Origin of the sequence: Noviherbaspirillum album (genome assembly GCF_035916955.1) — a bacterium.
GTDB lineage: Bacteria > Pseudomonadota > Gammaproteobacteria > Burkholderiales > Burkholderiaceae_D > Noviherbaspirillum > Noviherbaspirillum album.
Map to the genome: position 1 here is coordinate 19,197 of NZ_JAWIIV010000033.1, position 17,189 is coordinate 36,385.

Sequence of the window (17,189 nt, forward strand, 5' to 3'; positions counted from 1 at the left end):
TCTCTCACTTCCCTATAAATTCAACATGTACAAAATCGTATTGATGCGCCACGGCGAATCCACCTGGAATCTCGAAAACCGTTTCACCGGCTGGACCGACGTGGACCTCACCGAAAAGGGCATCCAGGAGGCGCGCCAGGCTGGCAGGATCCTCAAGGAAGCCGGGTTCACCTTCGATCTCGCCTACACCTCGGTGCTCAAGCGCGCCATCCGTACCCTGTGGCTGACCCTCGATGAAATGGACCTGATGTGGCTGCCCGTCAAGCACGACTGGCGCCTGAACGAGCGCCATTACGGCGCGCTGCAGGGACTGAACAAGGCGGAAACCGCCGCCAAATACGGCGACGAGCAGGTGCTGGTATGGCGCCGCAGCTACGATACGCCGCCCAATCCGCTGGACGCGAACGATTCCCGCACCTCCTTCAACGACCCGCGCTATGCCGGCCTCGCGAAGGAGCAGATTCCGCTGACCGAATGCCTGAAAGACACGGTCGCGCGCGTGATGCCGGCCTGGGACGACTCGATCGCGCCCGCCATCCGGGCCGGCAAGAACATCATCATTTCCGCCCACGGCAACAGCCTGCGCGCGCTCATCAAGAGCCTGGACGGCATCAGCGACGAAGACATCGTCGGCCTCAACATCCCGAACGGCCAGCCGCTGGTGTATGAGCTCGATGCCGATCTCAAGCCGATCAAGAGCTACTATCTCGGCGATGCCGCTGCCATCGAGGCGGCCATGAAGGCCGTCGCCAGCCAGGGCAAGTCCAAGTAAGTGCAAGAGCAGGAGCAGGCGCCGTATCGGCAATCCGCCATGCGCATGCCCGGTCCGGGCATGCGCAAATGGCAAGTTTCAACATGGCGGGCTTCAATCGCACCGCATCAGCATCCCTGAACTGAAAGCCGAGGAAGTCAGATTGTCCACGCAGCACCGCAGGCCTCGCCGTCGTTCTCTTCCCGTGATCGGATTCGCCATCGTCCTGGCCAGCTTGGGCGCCCTGAGCACCCTGGGCGCTGCGCCGGCCCATGCCGAAAAACTGAGCGAGCGCGCCAGGCAGAAGCGCGCCGCCGAGGAAGAGCGCGCCGAATTGCAGAAGAAGCTCGGCACGCTCAAGCGCGACATCACCCAAACCGAGGCCGCCAAGGGTCATGCCGCCGACGCCCTGTCACAGACCGAGGCGGCCATTTCCGATGCCAACCGCGCCCTGCACGACCTGGCGGCCGACCAGCGCGCCACCGAAAGCAAACTGTCCAGGCTCAACGAGGAGCACAACCGGCTGGCAAGGCTGATCGACAGCCAGCAGAACCGGCTGGCGCGCCTGCTGCGCGACCAGTACGTCGCCGGCAACGAGGACCGCATCAAGCTGCTGCTCTCGGGCGACAACCCCAACCGCATCAACCGCGAGCTGCAGTACATGGGCTATGTGTCTCAGGCGCAAGCCCGCCTGATCGATTCGCTGCGGTCCAACATGGCGGCTGTCGAAGCCAACAAGACTGCGACCCAGGAAGCCAGGCAGGAACTCGAGGAAATCGCGTCCGAACAGCGCGACCAGAAGCTGGTGCTGGAAAAGGAAAAGACGCGACGCGCCGCGCTGCTGGCCCAGCTTTCCGGCAAGCTTGCGGTGCAGCGCAAGGAAGCCGGCAATATCGAGCGGGACGAGCAGCGCCTTGGCGGATTGGTCGACCGGCTGGCGAAGTTGATCGATGAACAACGCAAGGCGGAAGCCGCGGCGCAGGAAAGGCGCCGCCAGGAGCTCAAGGAAAGGCAGGAGCGGCTGGCCAGGGAACAATTGGCCCGCGCCAAGGCGAAAAAGGAAGCCGAAGCCAACGCAAAGGTGAGTTCCGTCAAAACCCCGAAATCCAATCCTGATGCAATTGATGACGACGAACCGCCATCGAAATTGGTGGGGCGAAATGAACTCGTGCCGGAACCCACCGTCCAAGACGGTGGCGCAACGCGGGCTTTCAGCGGACTGCGCGGGCAGCTGCGGCTGCCGGTGAAAGGGGATCTCATTGCGAAATTCGGCAGCAAGCGAAGCGACGGACCAAGCTGGAAAGGCTTGTTCATCCGTGCGCCCGAAGGCGCCGAAATCAAGGCAGTTGCCGGAGGCCAAGTGGTATTCGCGGAATGGCTGCGCGGATTCGGCAACCTCGTCATCATCGACCATGGCGGCCAGTACATGACAGTCTACGGCAACAATCATGCCGTGCTGAAACATGCCGGCGACATCGTCAAAACCGGCGACACCATCGCCAGCGCCGGCAATAGCGGCGGCAACGAACAATCAGGTTTATACTTTGAAATGCGGCATCAGGGCCGTGCCATCGACCCGTCCGGGTGGATTACTTTTAGGTGACACATGAGCAGCAAACTGAAGAACTTTGGCCTTATCGGATTAGGCGTGGTGGCTGGCATCGCAGGTTCGATGCAATTCGAGGCGAGCGCCCAGAAGAGCGGCGCACCGCTGCCGCTCGAGGAACTGCGCCAGTTGTCGGAAGTGTTCGGGCTGATCAAGACCGATTATGTCGAGGCGGTCGAAGACAAGAAGCTGCTCACCGAAGCGATTTCGGGCATGGTCGCTTCCCTCGATCCGCATTCGGCCTACCTGGACAAGAAGGCATTCAAGGAATTGCGCGAAGGCACCCAGGGCAAGTTCGTCGGCCTCGGCATCGAGGTCGGCATGGAAGACGGCTACGTCAAGGTCATCTCGCCGATCGAGGATTCCCCGGCGTTCAAGGCCGGCCTGAAGTCTGGCGATCTGATCACCCGGCTCGATTCGACGCCGGTCAAAGGCCTGACGCTCGATGAGGCGGTCAAGCGCATGCGCGGCGAGCCGAATACCAAGATCACGCTGACCATCGCCCGCAAGGAAGAGGACCGCCCGATCATCGTCACCATCGTGCGCCAGGAAATCCGGGTGCAGAGCGTGAAGTCCAAGGTGATCGAACCCGGCTACGCCTGGCTGCGCGTGGCGCAGTTCCAGGAGCCGACCGTGGACGACATGGTCAAGAAGATCAACGCCATCTATGCGCAGGAGCCGAATCTGAAGGGCCTGGTGCTGGACCTGCGCAACGACCCGGGCGGCGTGCTGCCGGGCGCGATCGGGGTGTCGGCGGCCTTCCTGCCGAAGGACGTGCCGATCGTCTCGACCAATGGCCAGCTGCCGGATTCCAAGCAGACTTACTACGCGCGCCGCGATGCCTACACCTCGTCGCGCATCTCGACCGGCGATCCGCTGGCGAAGCTGCCTGATGCAATCAAGAAGGTGCCGATGGTGGTGCTGGTCAATACCGGATCGGCGTCGGCATCGGAAATCGTCGCCGGCGCCCTGCAGGATTACAAGCGCGCCACCATCATGGGCACGCAGACCTTCGGCAAGGGCTCGGTGCAGACCATCCGCCAGCTGTCCGCCGACACCGCGGTCAAGCTGACCACCGCGCGCTACTACACGCCGAACGGCCGCGCGATCCAGGCCAAGGGCATCGTTCCCGACCTGCTGGTCGACGAAACCGCAGACGGCGACGGCATGAACGGCCTGCGCCTGCGGGAAGCCGACCTGACCAAGCACCTGTTGAACGACAAGGAAAAGGACGAGGCCGCGCGCAAGCTCGACGAACTTGAGGAGGAGCAGCGTCTTGCCGCGCTCGAGAAGAAGCGCAAGCCCCTGGAATTCGGCGGCAAGGAAGACTTCCAGCTGGCCCAAGCTTTGAATCACCTGAAAGGCTTGCCGGTGCAGCTGTCGAAGGCGCCCAAGGTGGAAAGCAAGAAGGAAAACACCATCAATGACGAGAAGAAGAACGGGACCGGAAACGGCGACAAGAAATAAGCCGGCGTTCCGTTAGCCGCCACCAGCAGAAGGCCGCAGTAATGCGGCCTTTTCTTTTGCACCGCGTCTTTTGCGCTGATACCGCGCCGATCCTAATACCAATCCCAAGTCATTCCATGACATAAGAGCCTGTTCGATATCTTTTTGGCATGGCGTTCGGGCGAGAAGGGATGCAGCGCAAGGCGCGGTGCGCCGCACAGGGTGGTTCCCTGTGCAAGCAGCGCAACGCCGCAATGCGCTCATCTCGCCCGAACCCTCCGGGCAGTCCCGCAGACCGGTCGCCTGCGGTGTTGCAGCGCCTTGCCGTAGTACGGGGGCGCCGAGCCCGCTACGACGCGTCGCTGCGCCTAGCATTCGACCGGTCTGCGGGTCTGCGCCATGCCAAAAAGATATCGAACAGGCTCTAAGATCGCGTCTTTTTCCGTCTGGCCGCGTTGCACTCGTCATCCATAGCCTGCTATGGATTCCTCCCGCGCCTTGCCAGACAAAAAAGTCATCGACCTCATTTGTCATGTTATGACTTGGGATTGGTATAAGCCGCCGCGCGCATGACGTCCATCAGCCCGCACCGCCTCCCGCGCAGGGTAAAAATGCTAAGCTACCGCCACTCCTCCCAGTCCTTGCCTTGCACGCGCCATGAACGATAACCAGCTGCTCCGTTATTCCCGCCACATCCTGCTCGACGACATCGGCATCGAAGGGCAGGAAAGACTGCTGGCGGGCCATGCGCTGGTCATCGGCGCCGGCGGCCTGGGCTCGCCGGCGGCGTTCTATCTTGCGTCGGCCGGCATCGGCAGGATCACGCTGGTCGACAATGACAGCGTCGATCTGACCAACCTGCAGCGCCAGATCCTGCACACCACCGAACGGGTCGGCCAACCGAAAGTGCAATCGGGCCGGCAGACGCTGGCGCAGATCAATCCGGAAGTGGAAGTCATCGCACTGGCCGAGCGCATCGAAGGTGAACGCCTGTCCGAACTGGTTGGGCAGGCTACGGTCGTGCTCGACTGCAGCGACAACTTCGCGACCCGTCATGCGGTCAATCGTGCCTGCGTGGAGCATCGCGTGCCACTGGTATCCGGGGCGGCGATCCGCTTCGACGGACAGATCTCCGTATTCGATACCCGCCGCGACGATGCGCCCTGCTATGCCTGTCTGTTCCCGCCCGACCAGCAGTTCGAGGAAGTGCTGTGCTCGACCATGGGCGTGTTCGCGCCGCTGGTCGGCATCATCGGCACGATGCAGGCGGCGGAGGCATTGAAAGTGGTCGCGGGCATTGGAGAACCGCTGGCGGGACGACTGCTGCTGCTGGATGCGCGCAGCATGGAGTGGAGCAGCATACGGGTGACGCGCAGCGCGTCATGCCCGGTATGCGGACGCGGCAGCCCCTCGTGAAAAAGAGTACACCGGAAGCGAAGAACCGGCTCAATCGAGCGCTATCAATGCGCGCATGGAGCAGCCTCGCAGAGCCTGGCTGACGCCCGATGCGGAAAAGCGGACGACCGCGTGCCGCAAGCCGCCCTCTGCACTAACTGCATCATCTGCGTCCTCTGCACCATCAAGATCGGCCTGGCCGTCGATGTTATCGGCGGCGGCATGCATGCGGTAATGCCGGTACAGATCGAAGTGACGCCCCTCGATGCGGCTGATCCGGTCGATCGACCCGGCATCGGCGGGCATCATATCCATTGTCTCACCGGCCGCATTGGTGACGCCGGCGGTATCGGCCGGCTTGTGCGCGTTCGCGCCGGTCGCCGGATCGCCGCAGCCGAACAGCGGAATTGCGACCAGTACCATCGTCGCCAGGTCGGCAAGGCGTCTTAACGTAAGCATGAATATTTATCTCCCTTGCCGTGATTATTTTGTTTTTCAGACAATGCCTCTTTGGCTTGTGTCAACCGGCTGACATAGCAAGCTCTCCCCTTGTGCGCGCTCAATAAAAACCGCCGGCCGGGGTAGCACCGGCGCCACGCAGGGGCCAGTGCTACAATCGATCGGCCTTCCCATACGCATTCCTATACGCATTCCCTGCCCGCCCTCCATGTCCGCATCCGACCTCGTCAAGCTGGTATTTCTTTCCGCGATCTGGGGCGGCTCCTTCATCTTCCTGCGCATCGCCGTGCCGGAAACCGGCCCGATGCTCACGGCCGCATTGCGCACCGGCCTGGCAGGACTGGCACTGCTGGCGTTCGCCGTCGCCACGGGCGTGAAGATGGACTGGCGGCGCAATCTCAAGCCGTTCGCCATCGTCGGCCTGTTCGCCGGCGTCATTCCGTTTACCTGTTTCTCGTTCGCCGCGCTGCACCTGCCGGCCGCTCATTCGGCGGTGCTCAACGCCACCGCGCCGCTGTTTGGCGCCGTGTTTTCCGTGATCTGGCTGGAAGAGGCACTGACGCTGCGCAAGCTCGCGGGCCTGCTGTTGGGCATCGTGGGTGTGGGCATCCTGGTGGGCATCGGAACGGTGGCGATGCGCGCGCCCACGCTGCTGGCCATTGCCGCCTGCCTCGCCGCGGCGGCGTCGTATGCGATGTCGAGCATCATCGTGCAGAAAACCGGCAGGCCCGGCGGCATTCATCCGATCGCGATGGCCACCGGCTCGCTGGCGCTGGGCGGCCTGATCATGCTTCCAGCCCTGCCCTTCTCGCTGCCGCCGGCGATGCCGTCGGGCCTGGCGCTGGCCTGCATCGCGGCGATGTCATTGCTGTCTTCGGGCCTGGCGCAAGCCATCTTCATTCCTCTCATCGTCAGGGTCGGGCCGACCCGGGCGATGTGCGTGTCCTTCCTGATTCCGCTGTTCAGCATGCTGTGGGCTTACATCTTCCTGCAGGAATCGGTGGGCTGGTCGACCCTGTTCGGCGGCATCGTGGTGCTGGCGGCGATGGGACTGGTGCTGACTTCGCCGCACGGCAAGGCCGTGCCGCGCAAGGCCTGATGGCGCACGCGGCCCCCACTACCCTCGCCGAACGCAACCCCCTGCTCGTGGCGCTGGGCATCTCGCTGGGCGCGGCTATCTCGCTCGGCCTGTCACGCTTCTCCTATGCGCTGCTGCTGCCGCCGATGCGCGACGACCTGGCCTGGTCGTATCTGCTGGCCGGCGGCATGAATACCGCCAATGCCTTCGGCTATTTCCTGGGGGCGCTGGTCACGCCGACGCTGATGCGCCGCTTCGGCGCGCAGACCGCGCTGATCGGCGGCGCCCTGCTGACCGCGCTGTTCATGCTGCTGTCGGGCTTCGTGGTCGATGCCTCGCTGCTACTGACGCAGCGGGTGCTGGCCGGGGTGGCCAGCGCCTTCATCTTCATTTCCGGCGGCGTGCTGGCGGCCCGCCTGGGCGGCCTGCATCCGCGGCGAGCCGGCTTCCTGATCGGCCTGTATTACGGCGGCACCGGATTCGGCATCGTGTTCGCCGCGCTGCTGGTGCCGGCGGCGATCGATGCGGCTGCGGCGCAGGGCAGCGCGCATGCCTGGCAATGGGCGTGGCTGGCGCTGGGCGCGCTGTGCCTGCTGATGACCGTGGCCATGGGCCCGCCGGCGCGCAGCATCGACGGCGCACCCTCCGCGTCTGCGGCCGGCGCAAAGGACGGCTTCCGGGTGCGCGATTTCGCTTTCGGCCTGGCCGGTTATTTCATGTTCGGCGTCGGCTATATCGGCTACATGACCTTCGTCATCGCGCTGCTGCGCGAGCAGGGCATGCAGCAGACCGCCATCACGGTGTTCTATGCCTGCCTCGGCCTGGCGGTGGTAGCCTCGTCCCGCATCTGGGCCGGCATGCTGGACCGCTTCAAGGGCGGTCAGCCGCTCGCCATCCTCAACGCCCTGCTGGCGGCAGCCACCCTGCTGCCGGTGCTGTCGCATGCGCCGGTTGCAGTGTTCGCATCCGGCATCCTGTTCGGCGCGGTGTTCCTGTCGGTGGTCGCCTCGACCACGGCGCTGGTGCGGCACAACCTGCCGCCGCAGTCCTGGTCGGCCGGCATCAGCGGCTTCACCACGGTGTTCGCCTTCGGCCAGATCGTCGGTCCTACCATTGTCGGCTGGATCTCCGATGCCGCCGGCGGCCTTGAACGCGGCCTGATGTTTTCCGCCGGCGCGCTGCTGCTGGGCGCGCTGCTGGCGTCTCGCCAGCAGGCTTTGGCCGGGACGCATTGAGGCATTGAGGCACTGAGGCACTGAGGCACTGAGGCATGGATCTGCTGGCAGCCTGGCTGCAGCGCCGTCCGAATCCGGCCAGCGCGAAACAGGGCTTTGGCCTATGCTGTGCACCTGTTCAAACGGAGTTGCCATGCGTAGTGCCGACCTGATCCGCCTGCTGATTCTCGCCGCCATCTGGGGCGCATCTTTCTTGTTCATGCGCATCGTCGCGCCGGTGCTGGGTGCCTTCTGGACCGCGGAAGCTCGCGTTGCGCTGGCCGGCGTCGCCATGCTGGCTTTCATGCTGATGACGCGGCGGAACATGGATTTCGGCAAGCACTGGAAACAGTACCTGATGCTTGGCATCCTTAACTCCGCGCTGCCCTTCTCGCTGTTTTCCTACGCGGCGATGACGCTGCCGGCCGGCTATTCGGCGATCGTCAACGCCACCAGTCCGTTGTGGGGTGCGCTGGTCGGCGCACTGGTGCTCGGCGAGCGCCTGACAGCGCGCAAGATGGCCGGGCTTGTCATCGGCGTGACGGGCGTTGCCTTCCTGGTGCGGCTGGGGCCGGTGGCATTCACCTCGCAGGTCCTGCTGGCGGCGCTGGCCTGCGTCGGCGCGGCGATCTGCTACGGCATTGCCGGCGCCTATTCGAAAAAGAAATCAGCGGGCATCGCTCCGGCGCAGATGGCCACCGGCTCGCAGCTGGGCGCGGCGCTGGTGCTGTTTCCCTTCGCGGCCGCTTCGCCCGCGACCGGCACCGTCACGCCCTTCATTCTTCTGATTGCCGCGCTGCTGGCCCTGCTGTGCAGCGCGGTCGCCTACTTCATTTATTTCCGGCTGATCGCCGATCTCGGTCCGACCCGGGCATTGACGGTGACTTTCCTGATCCCGCTGTTCGCGCTGGCATGGGGAGCGATATTCCTCGGCGAAACCATCAATGCCAATACGCTGATCGGCTGCGCGCTGGTGGTGCTGGCCACCTGGCTGGTGGTGTTCCAGTCCGCGCCGGCGCCCGTCTCAGTCCCGGACAAGGTCGGCAGTTAGCGCGCCGCGCAGCGCATTGCAGACGATCAGCTCCTGCGCGCGCTCCAGATCGCGCAGGCCGATCGCTTGTTCCCGCGCATCCAGTTCCTCCAGCAGCACCGCGCGCATCACGCCGGGCAGCAGGCCGCAGGACAGCGGCGGCGTGATCCATCGGCCGTCAATCCTGGCGAAGACATTGCTGCGCCCGCCTTCGGTGAGTTCGCCTTTTTCATTGAAGAACAGCATGTCGAAGGCGCCTTTCGCTTCGGCAGCCTGCCAGGCGGCATCATAGGCCGTGCGCAGCGTCGTCTTGTGGCGCAGGAAGAGATCGGTCGAGCGCATCGGCTGCGGCGCGAGCAGTACCTTCACCCTCGGCGGCAGCGACGCGAGCGCTGCGGTGCGGATCTCGCAGCCGCCGTCCCGCTCCAGCGCCAGCCGCAGCCGATGGCTTCCTTTGGGCAGCGCCGCGCAGGCTTGCTCCAGTAATTCGCGTATTTCCCGCTCATCCCAGACGAAACCGAAGTAGGCGGCGGATGACCGCAGTCGCCGCAGGTGCCGGTCGAGATGGCGGATGCCCGCATCGCGGCCGGCATGCATGGTTTCGAACAGCGAGAACGCGTTTGGCAGCCCCGTCAGGAAGCCGGCCTTGAGCCGGCACTCCTTTAATTCGTCGGCGGCGATGCTGTCATGGACGATGCCGGCGCCGACGCCGAGTTCGCCGCGGCGCACGCCATTGTCGTCTTCGGGCTGAAGGGCCAGCGTGCGGATCGGCACCGACAGGCAGAAGTCGCCCAGGCCGACGCCCTCCCGCCTCGGCGGGCAGGGATCGAACCAGCCGATCGCGCCGGTGTACAGCCCGCGCGGCGACGGCTCGAGTTCGCGGATGATTTGCATGGTGCGCCGCTTCGGCGCACCGGTGATCGAACCACAGGGATAGATGGCTGCGAACACATCCTGCAATTGCACGCCGGACCGCATGCCGGCCTGCACGGTCGAGGTCATCTGCAGCACGCTGCGGTAGCGCTCGACCTGGAACAGCGACGGCACCCGCACGCTTCCGACCTGCGCGATGCGCGCCAGGTCGTTGCGCAGCAGGTCCACGATCATCAGGTTCTCCGCGCGGTTCTTCCCGTCCGCAGCCAGTGCCGCGGCGCGCAGCGCATCGCTTTCCGGATCGTCGCTTGCCGGCGCCGTGCCTTTCATCGGGCGCGCGGTCAGTATGCCGCGCTCATGCCGCACGAAGAGTTCGGGCGATAGCGACAGTACGCTCGCTCCGCCCGGCAGCGCGATCAGTGCGCCATAGGGGACCGGCTGCCGCGCCCGCAGCCTGCGGTACAGCGCATGCGGCGGGCCGTAGGCATCGAGTTGGATGCGGTAGGTGTAATTGACCTGGTAGGTATCGCCCGCTTCGATATATGCACGGATGCGTGCAATCGCTTCGTTGAAGGCATGTTCGTCGACGCTGGAGCGCACGCCGGCAATGCCGGCCGGAGAAGCATGATCGCCTTGCGCAAGCCACTGTTCCACCTGCTGGCTGGTCAGCCGCTCGCAGCGGGAGAACAGCAGGATCTGCGCCAGCGTTCCCGTCTCTTCACGGGCTTCGATGCGCTGCATGGCTGCGCCGAGTTCGTAGGTGAACAATCCCACCGCGTGCAGGCCGCGCCGCAGCCCCCGTTCCAGGCGTTCCAGCATCGCGGGGAAACACGCCTCATCGTCGCACTGCAGGGTTTCCACATGCGCGGTGTAGAGACGTGAGCGGGCCTGGTACGCATCCGCGCTGCTGTCATCGAGCAGCGCGTAGCAATCGGGCAGACCGGATGCCGGCAAGGTAGCGGGATTGGGAGCGGAAGCCAAGGAAATCTCTTGAAGCGATGCGAAGCAAGGCGCTATTGTAAAGCGGCCCTGCCCCGGCCGCCTTCCTGCAATTGCATCAACTGCCGCGCTTGGATAGATAGATACCCAGCAGCAGCAGGGCGCCGCCGAGCATCTGCACCGGCCCAATCGTTTCCTGGAAGATCAGCCATGCGGCCACGGCAGCGGTGAGAGGCTGGATCAGCAGGCTCACCGAGGACAGCGACGCCGGCAGGTGGGCCAGCGCATAGGCGATCACGGTCTGGCCGCCGATCTGGGCCACCACCGCCAGTGCCAGCAGCGGCAGCCAGCCCGACAGCTGTTCCGGGAAGAAGGCGCCCGGAGACATCAGCGCGAACGGCAGCAGGGCCGCCCCGGTGATGGTGGTGCTCCATGCCATCAGCCGCGCGGTGGAATACTGGCTGCGCGCATCCTTGACCACCAGCTGATAGGCCGCGTAAAACACGGCACTCGCCAGGCCGAGCCCGTCGCCGATCAGCTTCAGGCTACCCTGCGCGGGACCGTTGCCGGCGGCGTTCGGTCCCACCAGCATGATGGCGCCCACCAGCGCGAACACCATGCCGATCACGAATATGCGGGCGAAGCGCACCTTGTAGGCAAGCCACATCCACAAGGCGATGAAGATGGGCGCGAAGTTCGACAGCAGCGTGGCGTTGGCCACCGTCGTGTAATGCAGCGAAAGGTGCCACAGGCCCATGTCGGCGGCGAAAAAGATCCCGGCCAGCACCAGCGAGGCGGCAAAGCCGGTGCGCTTGCCGGCGGCGACATCCTGGCCGCGCACGGCCAATGCCCATGCCCACAGGATGGGCGCCGCCAGCGCCATGCGCCAGAACGCAGATGCGATCGGGTTGACGTCGGACAGGCGCATGAAGATGCCGGCGAAGCCGATGGCCATGCCGCCCAGGAGCAGCGAGGCGAAGGCGAGTGCGGGAAATTTGTTGGAAGGCGTCATGGATCGTTATGGTTGGCGCATGGGTGGCAGCGGCGGAACGGCGGCGGGCGTTCCCGAGTATAGGAGGCTCGCAGTGTAATGAGATTCGGATTTTGCTGCAGGGGCCCGAATGACGTACGTGCGGGCCTTGCCGAAATGGGGGTGCGGCAAAAGGAAATTCGGCTGGCGGTTTATCAAGGTTTGACTTGCGCAGGCGTGCGCAGTGCAAGCGCCACCTTCGGGAGCATATAAGCGTCGCCGGCCCGTCCTTCATATCGAGATCCCTGCCGGCACCTGACGGTGCCGGCCACCCCCACCGCGCTCGCACGAAGCGTCGAGGATGACGTGGCGCTGCGGCCTGCCGATTCAAGGAGGCCTGACATGGGCAGCCAAGCATTCCGGTTGATGCGGCAAGCATGGAACCGCCGGAGCACCTCCATCCACTCATTAAGCGGGAAGCAAGGCCTCCTATGCTTGATAGCGCTAATGAGGGTGTACACGGTGAGGACAAGGTCCAAAAAAATATCCTTTATCACGGCAACATTTCGCCAACCGATAAGACTTAAGCGCGCCATCAGTAGCTTGCTGGCGCAGGCAAACCCGAATTGGGAAATGGTCATATCACCGGATGACGGGGAAAACTATGAGCATTTCAGCCAGTACGATCATCGTATTCGAGTCGTAAGCACCGCGGAGAAGCATACTGGAGCGGGCATGGCAAGAAACCGGGGACGGGCAATCGCATCGGGAGACTATATTGCGGTCCTCGACGACGACGATCTGGTTACGAAGACGTTTGTTCATGACGTGCTGCAGGCACTGGAATCCGCTCATACCGTAACGGTACCCACAGCTTATGTTAGGGAAAACGGTCACCTGATTCGCGAAGTAGGCGCAGGCCATTCGGAGATCGACATTCCCCGCTTTTCCAGGGAACTTGGTTCTATGCATGTGATATCCGAACAGCGAGTCCATCAGCCATGGCGTGATTGTTTTGCCGAGGACGTCCTGCACACCTGTATCGCGATAGCAAACGCTGGCGGCAAAATTCCGGTCGTCGACTCCACGCGCTATGTGGGCATAGTGCGGCAGGACAGCACCTGTACGACAAGAAGAGACATCGGGCCCGAATACGAAAGGTTAATCCGCCTTGGCTTTCCTGATCTGCCTGGGCAGGCTGCCAGCGATATCAGGCGGCTGTTCGAATATCGGCACAAGACCAACACGGCATTCGAAGAAAGCGCAATAAAAGCCACCGGATACCATGAGATTTTGTCTTCACTTGATCTCGTCAGTGGCACCAAATCGACCAAGCCTGCCCTGGACTTGTCCGCCGTGAATGTGTCATTGCCTAGAGCGGTTTCGCCCTGACCTGCTTGCCGATCCCGGGTGGATTGTTCCTGGTACGGCGTTGCGCCTCCTTGCCATGGCCCGCCATGTCGCGTCGCCGCGCCTTGTCCCAGAAACAGTCCGCCTCGGCCTCGACTAAGCCTGTCAAGGCGAAACCGCTCTAGCTAACGGTGACGGCATGCGTAAGGACAGCTCGAAACGGCCTGGTATGCAACGGCCTGGCAACTTCCTCGACCATGGATATCCATTCCTATTGAAGAACACCTGCTGCGTCCTCCTGAAACGGATGGAGCAATTTTCAAGCGTCACCCGGTTTGGCGTTTGCAGAGGGTTTGGAAAGACGCCCCTCAAACCAGCAGCACCGCAAGCTGCCCCTGCAGGTTATCCGTCGGAACCTGCTTGAACCCGCTCTTGGCAAAGCGATGCCAGCGGCCGACCACCATGCAGGAGATCAGGTTGGCGCGGTTGGCGGCATCGATCTCGCTGGCCTGCCCCTGGGTGGCCGCCAGCTTCAGCGACTGGCGCAGCGCCAGTTCGACGCGCTCGATGAACTGGTTCATGCGCAGCTGCAGCCGCTCGTCCTCGTTGACCAGCGCGTCGCCGATCAGCACGCGCGTCATGCCGGGATTGCGCTCGGCGAAATTGAGCAGCATGCCGGTGATGGCCTGGGCCTGCGACAGGCCGTCGTCCTGCTGTTCGCTGATCTGGTTGATCAGGCCGAACACGGTGGTCTCGATGAATTCGATCAGGCCCTCGAACATTTGCGCCTTGCTCGCGAAGTGCCGGTAGAGCGCGGCCTCCGATACCTCGAGCCTGGCCGCCAGCGCGGCGGTCGTGATCTTCTCCCCTTTCGGCTGCTCCAGCATCTGCGCGAGTGTCTGGAGAATCTGTAGCTTGCGTTCGCCCGGTTTTGTCGTAGCCATAGTTGTCGTCGTCGTTATTGGCGCAATCGGTGCAGCATGTCAGGCAGCTGTGTGACGGACCGGACTTTGGCATCCACGAAGGCCGGCCGCCGGTTCAAACGGGCCGGGCTGCGCATGCCGGCCTGTTGCTGATGATTCGGACTCGCCGCCAGGTATTGCGTGACCCAGGCGGTGCGCATGCCGAGCGCCTTGGCCGCCTTGAGATTGTCCGTCGTGTCCTCCACCAGTACACAACGGCTGGCGCGGATGCCTTCTTTAGCCAGCAGCTTGCGCAGCAGCAGCTTCGAGGGCTTGGGCCGCAGCTGCCGGTGCACATGCATGGCCTCGATGGGTATGTGCTTGGCGAAATGCCGGTGCAGGCCAAGGTGGCGCATCACTTCATGCGAATAGCGGCGCGGCGCGTTGGTCAGGAGGATCTTGCGGCCTGGCAGGCGCCTGAGCAGGCGGCCCACGCCGCGCTCGGCGCGGATCATTGTCGCCAGGTCATCGAAAGAATGCGCCTCGTGCAGGAAATCGTCCATCCGTACCCCGTGATGCCGGATCATGCCGAGCAGCGTCGCGCCGTAGCGCTTCCAGTAGGCGATGCGCGCGGCATTGACCGTCTCCGGATCGGCCGGCACATCGTCCTGGCCCAGCACCTTCGCCATGTAGGCATTCATGTTTGCATTAATCGCCGGAAAAATCGCATGAGAGGCGTTGTGCAGCGTGTTATCGAGATCGAACAGCCAGACCAGGTTGCGCATGATGGGTATCGTGATGAAACCGCCCCGGCAATTGCAAGAATAGCCATGGGCGAACTGCGGTTGATCGATGCACTCCTGCTGCCCACCGAAAATTACATTAGGGCAATAATGCAACACGGATGGAATCCGCACAAGTTTTTGGCACGACTTCTTGCAACATTGCAGTGGTTTTCAGCCGAAATCCCAGGAAAGTGCAGGTAGAAAGCTGAAAATACATAGAAAAGCACGCTGCCCGCGGAATCGAGAGACGATTCGGCGGGCAGCGGAAATGATGGCCGGCGACAAACCGGCCCGGGCGGACCGGTGCAATCAGTGGGAGCGGATCATGGTGCCGAATGCCTGTTCGGTCAGCACTTCAAGCAGCAGCGAATGCTCGATCCGGCCGTCGATGATGTGCACGGTGTTGACGCCGGACTTGGCGGCGTCGAGCGCCGAGGAGATCTTGGGCAGCATGCCTCCGGAAATGGTGCCGTCGGCGAACATTTCATCGATTTCACGGGCCGACAGGTCGGTCAGCAAATTGCCCTGCTTGTCCTGCACGCCGGCGATGTTGGTCATCATGATCAGCTTTTCGGCCTTCAGGATTTCCGCGATCTTGCCTGCCACCAGGTCGGCATTGATGTTGTAGGCCTGGCCATCCTCGCCGAAGCCGATCGGCGAAATGATGGGAATGAAGGCATCGTCCTGCAGCGCCTTGACCACGGCGGGATTGATCGCATCGATCTCGCCGACGAAGCCGATGTCCAAAAACTGGCCAGGATTCTCGCGGTCCGCCAGCTTCATCTTGCGTGCGCGGATCAGGCCGCCGTCCTTGCCGGTCAGTCCGACCGCCTGGCCGCCGTAATGATTGATCAGCATGACGATGTCCTGCTGCACTTCGCCGCCCAGCACCCATTCCACCACTTCCATGGTTTCCTCGTCGGTGATGCGCATGCCCTGCACGAAGGTACCCTGCTTGCCGATCTTCTTGAGCGCATTGTCGATCTGCGGACCGCCGCCGTGCACGACGACAGGATTCATGCCGACCAATTTGAGCAGAATGACATCGCGGGCGAAGCCATGCTTGAGGCGCTCTTCGGTCATTGCATTGCCGCCGTACTTGACGACAATGGTCTTGCCGTGGAACTTGCGGATATAGGGCAGCGCTTCGGCCAGGATTTCCGCCTTGATTTGCGGGGCCACCGTACTCAGGTCGGCGGCGGGAGCGAGTTGATCGGTCATGGTCAGTCCTGAAAATCAATTTTCGCGATTTTACAGGAAACGTTTCGAATTCTTTGTTGATTTCCTGGTTTTAAAATAGCGGATCGGATGTACTCTGCCCAAAAGACAAGCCAGCCTTTATGAGCGTTCCCTTGAATAATGAATTGGAAGCCTTGCGCCCCGCGCTGGTGCGTTTCGCGATGTTGCAATTGCGGAATGATGCCGCCGCGGAGGACGCCGTGCAGGAGACACTGGTGGCGGTGCTGGAGAAGCCGGGCAACTATGCCGGCAGGTCCAGCCTGCGCACCTATGTCACCGGCATCCTTAAGCACAAGATCCTGGATGCGATGCGGTCCAACAGGCGCGAAGTGCAGTTCGACGCCGCCGGCGGCGCATACGGCAACCACGGCAACGAAGTCAACAACGGCGCCCGCACCGATGCCGACTTCATCGATGCATTGTTCCGGGCCGACGGCCACGTGGTCGACATGCCCCGCCCGTGGGGCGACCCTGACGCCGCGCTGGAGCAGAAGGACTTCTTCCGCATGCTGGAACTGTGCCTGGAAAAGCTGCCGCCGAAGACCGCCCGCATTTTCATGATGCGAGAATGGCTGGAGATGGAAACGCCGGACATCTGCAGGGAACTGCAGATCAGCTCCTCCAACGCCTGGGTGATGCTGTACCGGGCACGCCTGCAACTGCGCGAATGCCTCGACCTGAACTGGTTTGGCGAGAACTGACGAGGAGAAAAATCATGTCGATCAAACCGACCTGCAGGGAAGTCCACCGACTGACATCCGAAGGCCAGGACCGGGAGCTGTCCCTGGTCGAGCACACCCGCATGCAGATGCACCTGCTGACCTGCCAGCCCTGCCGCATCTTCACCGAACAGACGCGATTGCTGCACAAGGCCATGCAACGGCTATCCGGGCGCGGCGGCAACGACAAGGATGAATCCGAATGAGCATCTGTTCCACGTGCGGCGCGGCATTCGAATGCGGGATGGCGGACGGCCCGCAGGACACGCCCTGCTGGTGCACCGGCCTGCCGCCGCTGCCGGAATCCTATCTATCCGATGCCCGGAAAAAAACCGGCAGCGCAAGCAGCGAGAGCGCCAGCTGTTTCTGCCCGGACTGCCTGCGGGCACTGATCGGCCGCGCCCGGGACCACGCTGCAGGCGGCGGATAATTT

Annotated in this window: 17 protein-coding genes; 11 read left to right on the top strand and 6 right to left on the bottom strand. The window is 63.1% G+C overall.

Annotated features, from left to right (window positions below):
- Positions 1 to 25 precede the first annotated feature (25 nt).
- The 4 genes from gpmA (at position 26) to RY831_RS25990 (ending at position 5,219) form a co-directional block, all read left to right on the top strand.
- The gene (gpmA, locus tag RY831_RS25975) at positions 26 to 772 is read left to right on the top strand and encodes a 2,3-diphosphoglycerate-dependent phosphoglycerate mutase (RefSeq protein ID WP_326509283.1); all 747 of its coding nucleotides are present in this window, start codon (positions 26 to 28) and stop codon (positions 770 to 772) included.
- 205 nt (positions 773 to 977) lie between these two features.
- Positions 978 to 2,354, top strand: coding sequence for a murein hydrolase activator EnvC family protein (locus RY831_RS25980; protein WP_326509325.1), 1,377 nt, complete (start codon positions 978 to 980; stop codon positions 2,352 to 2,354).
- 3 nt (positions 2,355 to 2,357) lie between these two features.
- Positions 2,358 to 3,824, top strand: a complete 1,467-nt coding sequence (locus RY831_RS25985) for a S41 family peptidase (RefSeq protein ID WP_326509284.1) — start codon at positions 2,358 to 2,360, stop codon at positions 3,822 to 3,824.
- Positions 3,825 to 4,460: 636 nt separating this feature from the next.
- Complete coding sequence (locus RY831_RS25990; RefSeq protein WP_326509285.1) at positions 4,461 to 5,219, top strand: HesA/MoeB/ThiF family protein; 759 nt, start codon at positions 4,461 to 4,463, stop codon at positions 5,217 to 5,219.
- A gap of 30 nt (positions 5,220 to 5,249) precedes the next feature.
- Here the strand turns inward: RY831_RS25990 and RY831_RS25995 are convergent, their stop codons facing one another.
- Positions 5,250 to 5,657: a hypothetical protein gene (locus tag RY831_RS25995; RefSeq protein WP_326509286.1), complete on the bottom strand. Its 408-nt coding sequence runs from the start codon at positions 5,655 to 5,657 to the stop codon at positions 5,250 to 5,252.
- Between the two features lie 208 nt (positions 5,658 to 5,865).
- On the opposite strand from RY831_RS25995, the gene RY831_RS26000 reads away from it, so the two are divergent.
- From RY831_RS26000 to RY831_RS26010, 3 genes are all read left to right on the top strand, one after another.
- Positions 5,866 to 6,756: a DMT family transporter gene (locus tag RY831_RS26000; RefSeq protein WP_326509287.1), complete on the top strand. Its 891-nt coding sequence runs from the start codon at positions 5,866 to 5,868 to the stop codon at positions 6,754 to 6,756.
- Positions 6,756 to 7,970 carry a YbfB/YjiJ family MFS transporter gene (locus RY831_RS26005; RefSeq protein ID WP_326509288.1) on the top strand — a complete coding sequence of 405 codons (1,215 nt, stop codon included), beginning with the start codon at positions 6,756 to 6,758 and terminating at the stop codon, positions 7,968 to 7,970. Before RY831_RS26000 ends, RY831_RS26005 begins: the two co-directional genes overlap by 1 nt.
- Positions 7,971 to 8,103: 133 nt before the next feature.
- Positions 8,104 to 9,000, top strand: a complete 897-nt coding sequence (locus tag RY831_RS26010) for a DMT family transporter (protein WP_326509289.1) — start codon at positions 8,104 to 8,106, stop codon at positions 8,998 to 9,000.
- Here RY831_RS26010 and RY831_RS26015 read toward each other — a convergent pair.
- Both RY831_RS26015 and RY831_RS26020 read right to left on the bottom strand, forming a co-directional pair.
- The gene (locus RY831_RS26015; protein WP_326509290.1) at positions 8,974 to 10,833 is read right to left on the bottom strand and encodes a chorismate-binding protein; all 1,860 of its coding nucleotides are present in this window, start codon (positions 10,831 to 10,833) and stop codon (positions 8,974 to 8,976) included. The genes RY831_RS26010 and RY831_RS26015 overlap by 27 nt on opposite strands.
- 76 nt (positions 10,834 to 10,909) lie before the next feature.
- A complete protein-coding gene (locus RY831_RS26020; RefSeq protein WP_326509291.1) occupies positions 10,910 to 11,803 on the bottom strand; it encodes a DMT family transporter in 894 nt (297 codons plus the stop codon).
- Between the two features lie 360 nt (positions 11,804 to 12,163).
- On the opposite strand from RY831_RS26020, the gene RY831_RS26025 reads away from it, so the two are divergent.
- Positions 12,164 to 13,153, top strand: a complete 990-nt coding sequence (locus tag RY831_RS26025; protein ID WP_326509292.1) for a glycosyltransferase family 2 protein — start codon at positions 12,164 to 12,166, stop codon at positions 13,151 to 13,153.
- Between the two features lie 326 nt (positions 13,154 to 13,479).
- Here the strand turns inward: RY831_RS26025 and slmA are convergent, their stop codons facing one another.
- From slmA to argB, 3 genes are all read right to left on the bottom strand, one after another.
- The gene (slmA, locus tag RY831_RS26030; RefSeq protein WP_326509293.1) at positions 13,480 to 14,055 is read right to left on the bottom strand and encodes a nucleoid occlusion factor SlmA; all 576 of its coding nucleotides are present in this window, start codon (positions 14,053 to 14,055) and stop codon (positions 13,480 to 13,482) included.
- A gap of 14 nt (positions 14,056 to 14,069) precedes the next feature.
- Complete coding sequence (locus RY831_RS26035) at positions 14,070 to 14,798, bottom strand: pyrimidine 5'-nucleotidase (protein WP_326509294.1); 729 nt, start codon at positions 14,796 to 14,798, stop codon at positions 14,070 to 14,072.
- 309 nt (positions 14,799 to 15,107) lie between these two features.
- Positions 15,108 to 16,019, bottom strand: a complete 912-nt coding sequence (gene argB / locus RY831_RS26040; protein ID WP_326509295.1) for an acetylglutamate kinase — start codon at positions 16,017 to 16,019, stop codon at positions 15,108 to 15,110.
- A gap of 119 nt (positions 16,020 to 16,138) precedes the next feature.
- Here argB and RY831_RS26045 point away from each other — a divergent pair, with 119 nt between their 5' ends.
- Genes RY831_RS26045 through RY831_RS26055 form a run of 3 tightly spaced genes read left to right on the top strand, consistent with a single transcriptional unit; the run spans position 16,139 to position 17,186 of the window.
- Positions 16,139 to 16,738 (top strand): sigma-70 family RNA polymerase sigma factor, encoded by a 600-nt coding sequence (locus RY831_RS26045; RefSeq protein ID WP_326509296.1) that lies wholly within the window; start codon positions 16,139 to 16,141, stop codon positions 16,736 to 16,738.
- 14 nt (positions 16,739 to 16,752) lie between these two features.
- On the top strand, positions 16,753 to 16,962 hold the full coding sequence (locus RY831_RS26050; RefSeq protein ID WP_326509297.1) for a zf-HC2 domain-containing protein: 210 nt from the start codon (positions 16,753 to 16,755) through the stop codon (positions 16,960 to 16,962).
- A complete protein-coding gene (locus RY831_RS26055; RefSeq protein ID WP_326509298.1) occupies positions 16,959 to 17,186 on the top strand; it encodes a cysteine-rich CWC family protein in 228 nt (75 codons plus the stop codon). Before RY831_RS26050 ends, RY831_RS26055 begins: the two co-directional genes overlap by 4 nt.
- Positions 17,187 to 17,189: the final 3 nt, after the last annotated feature.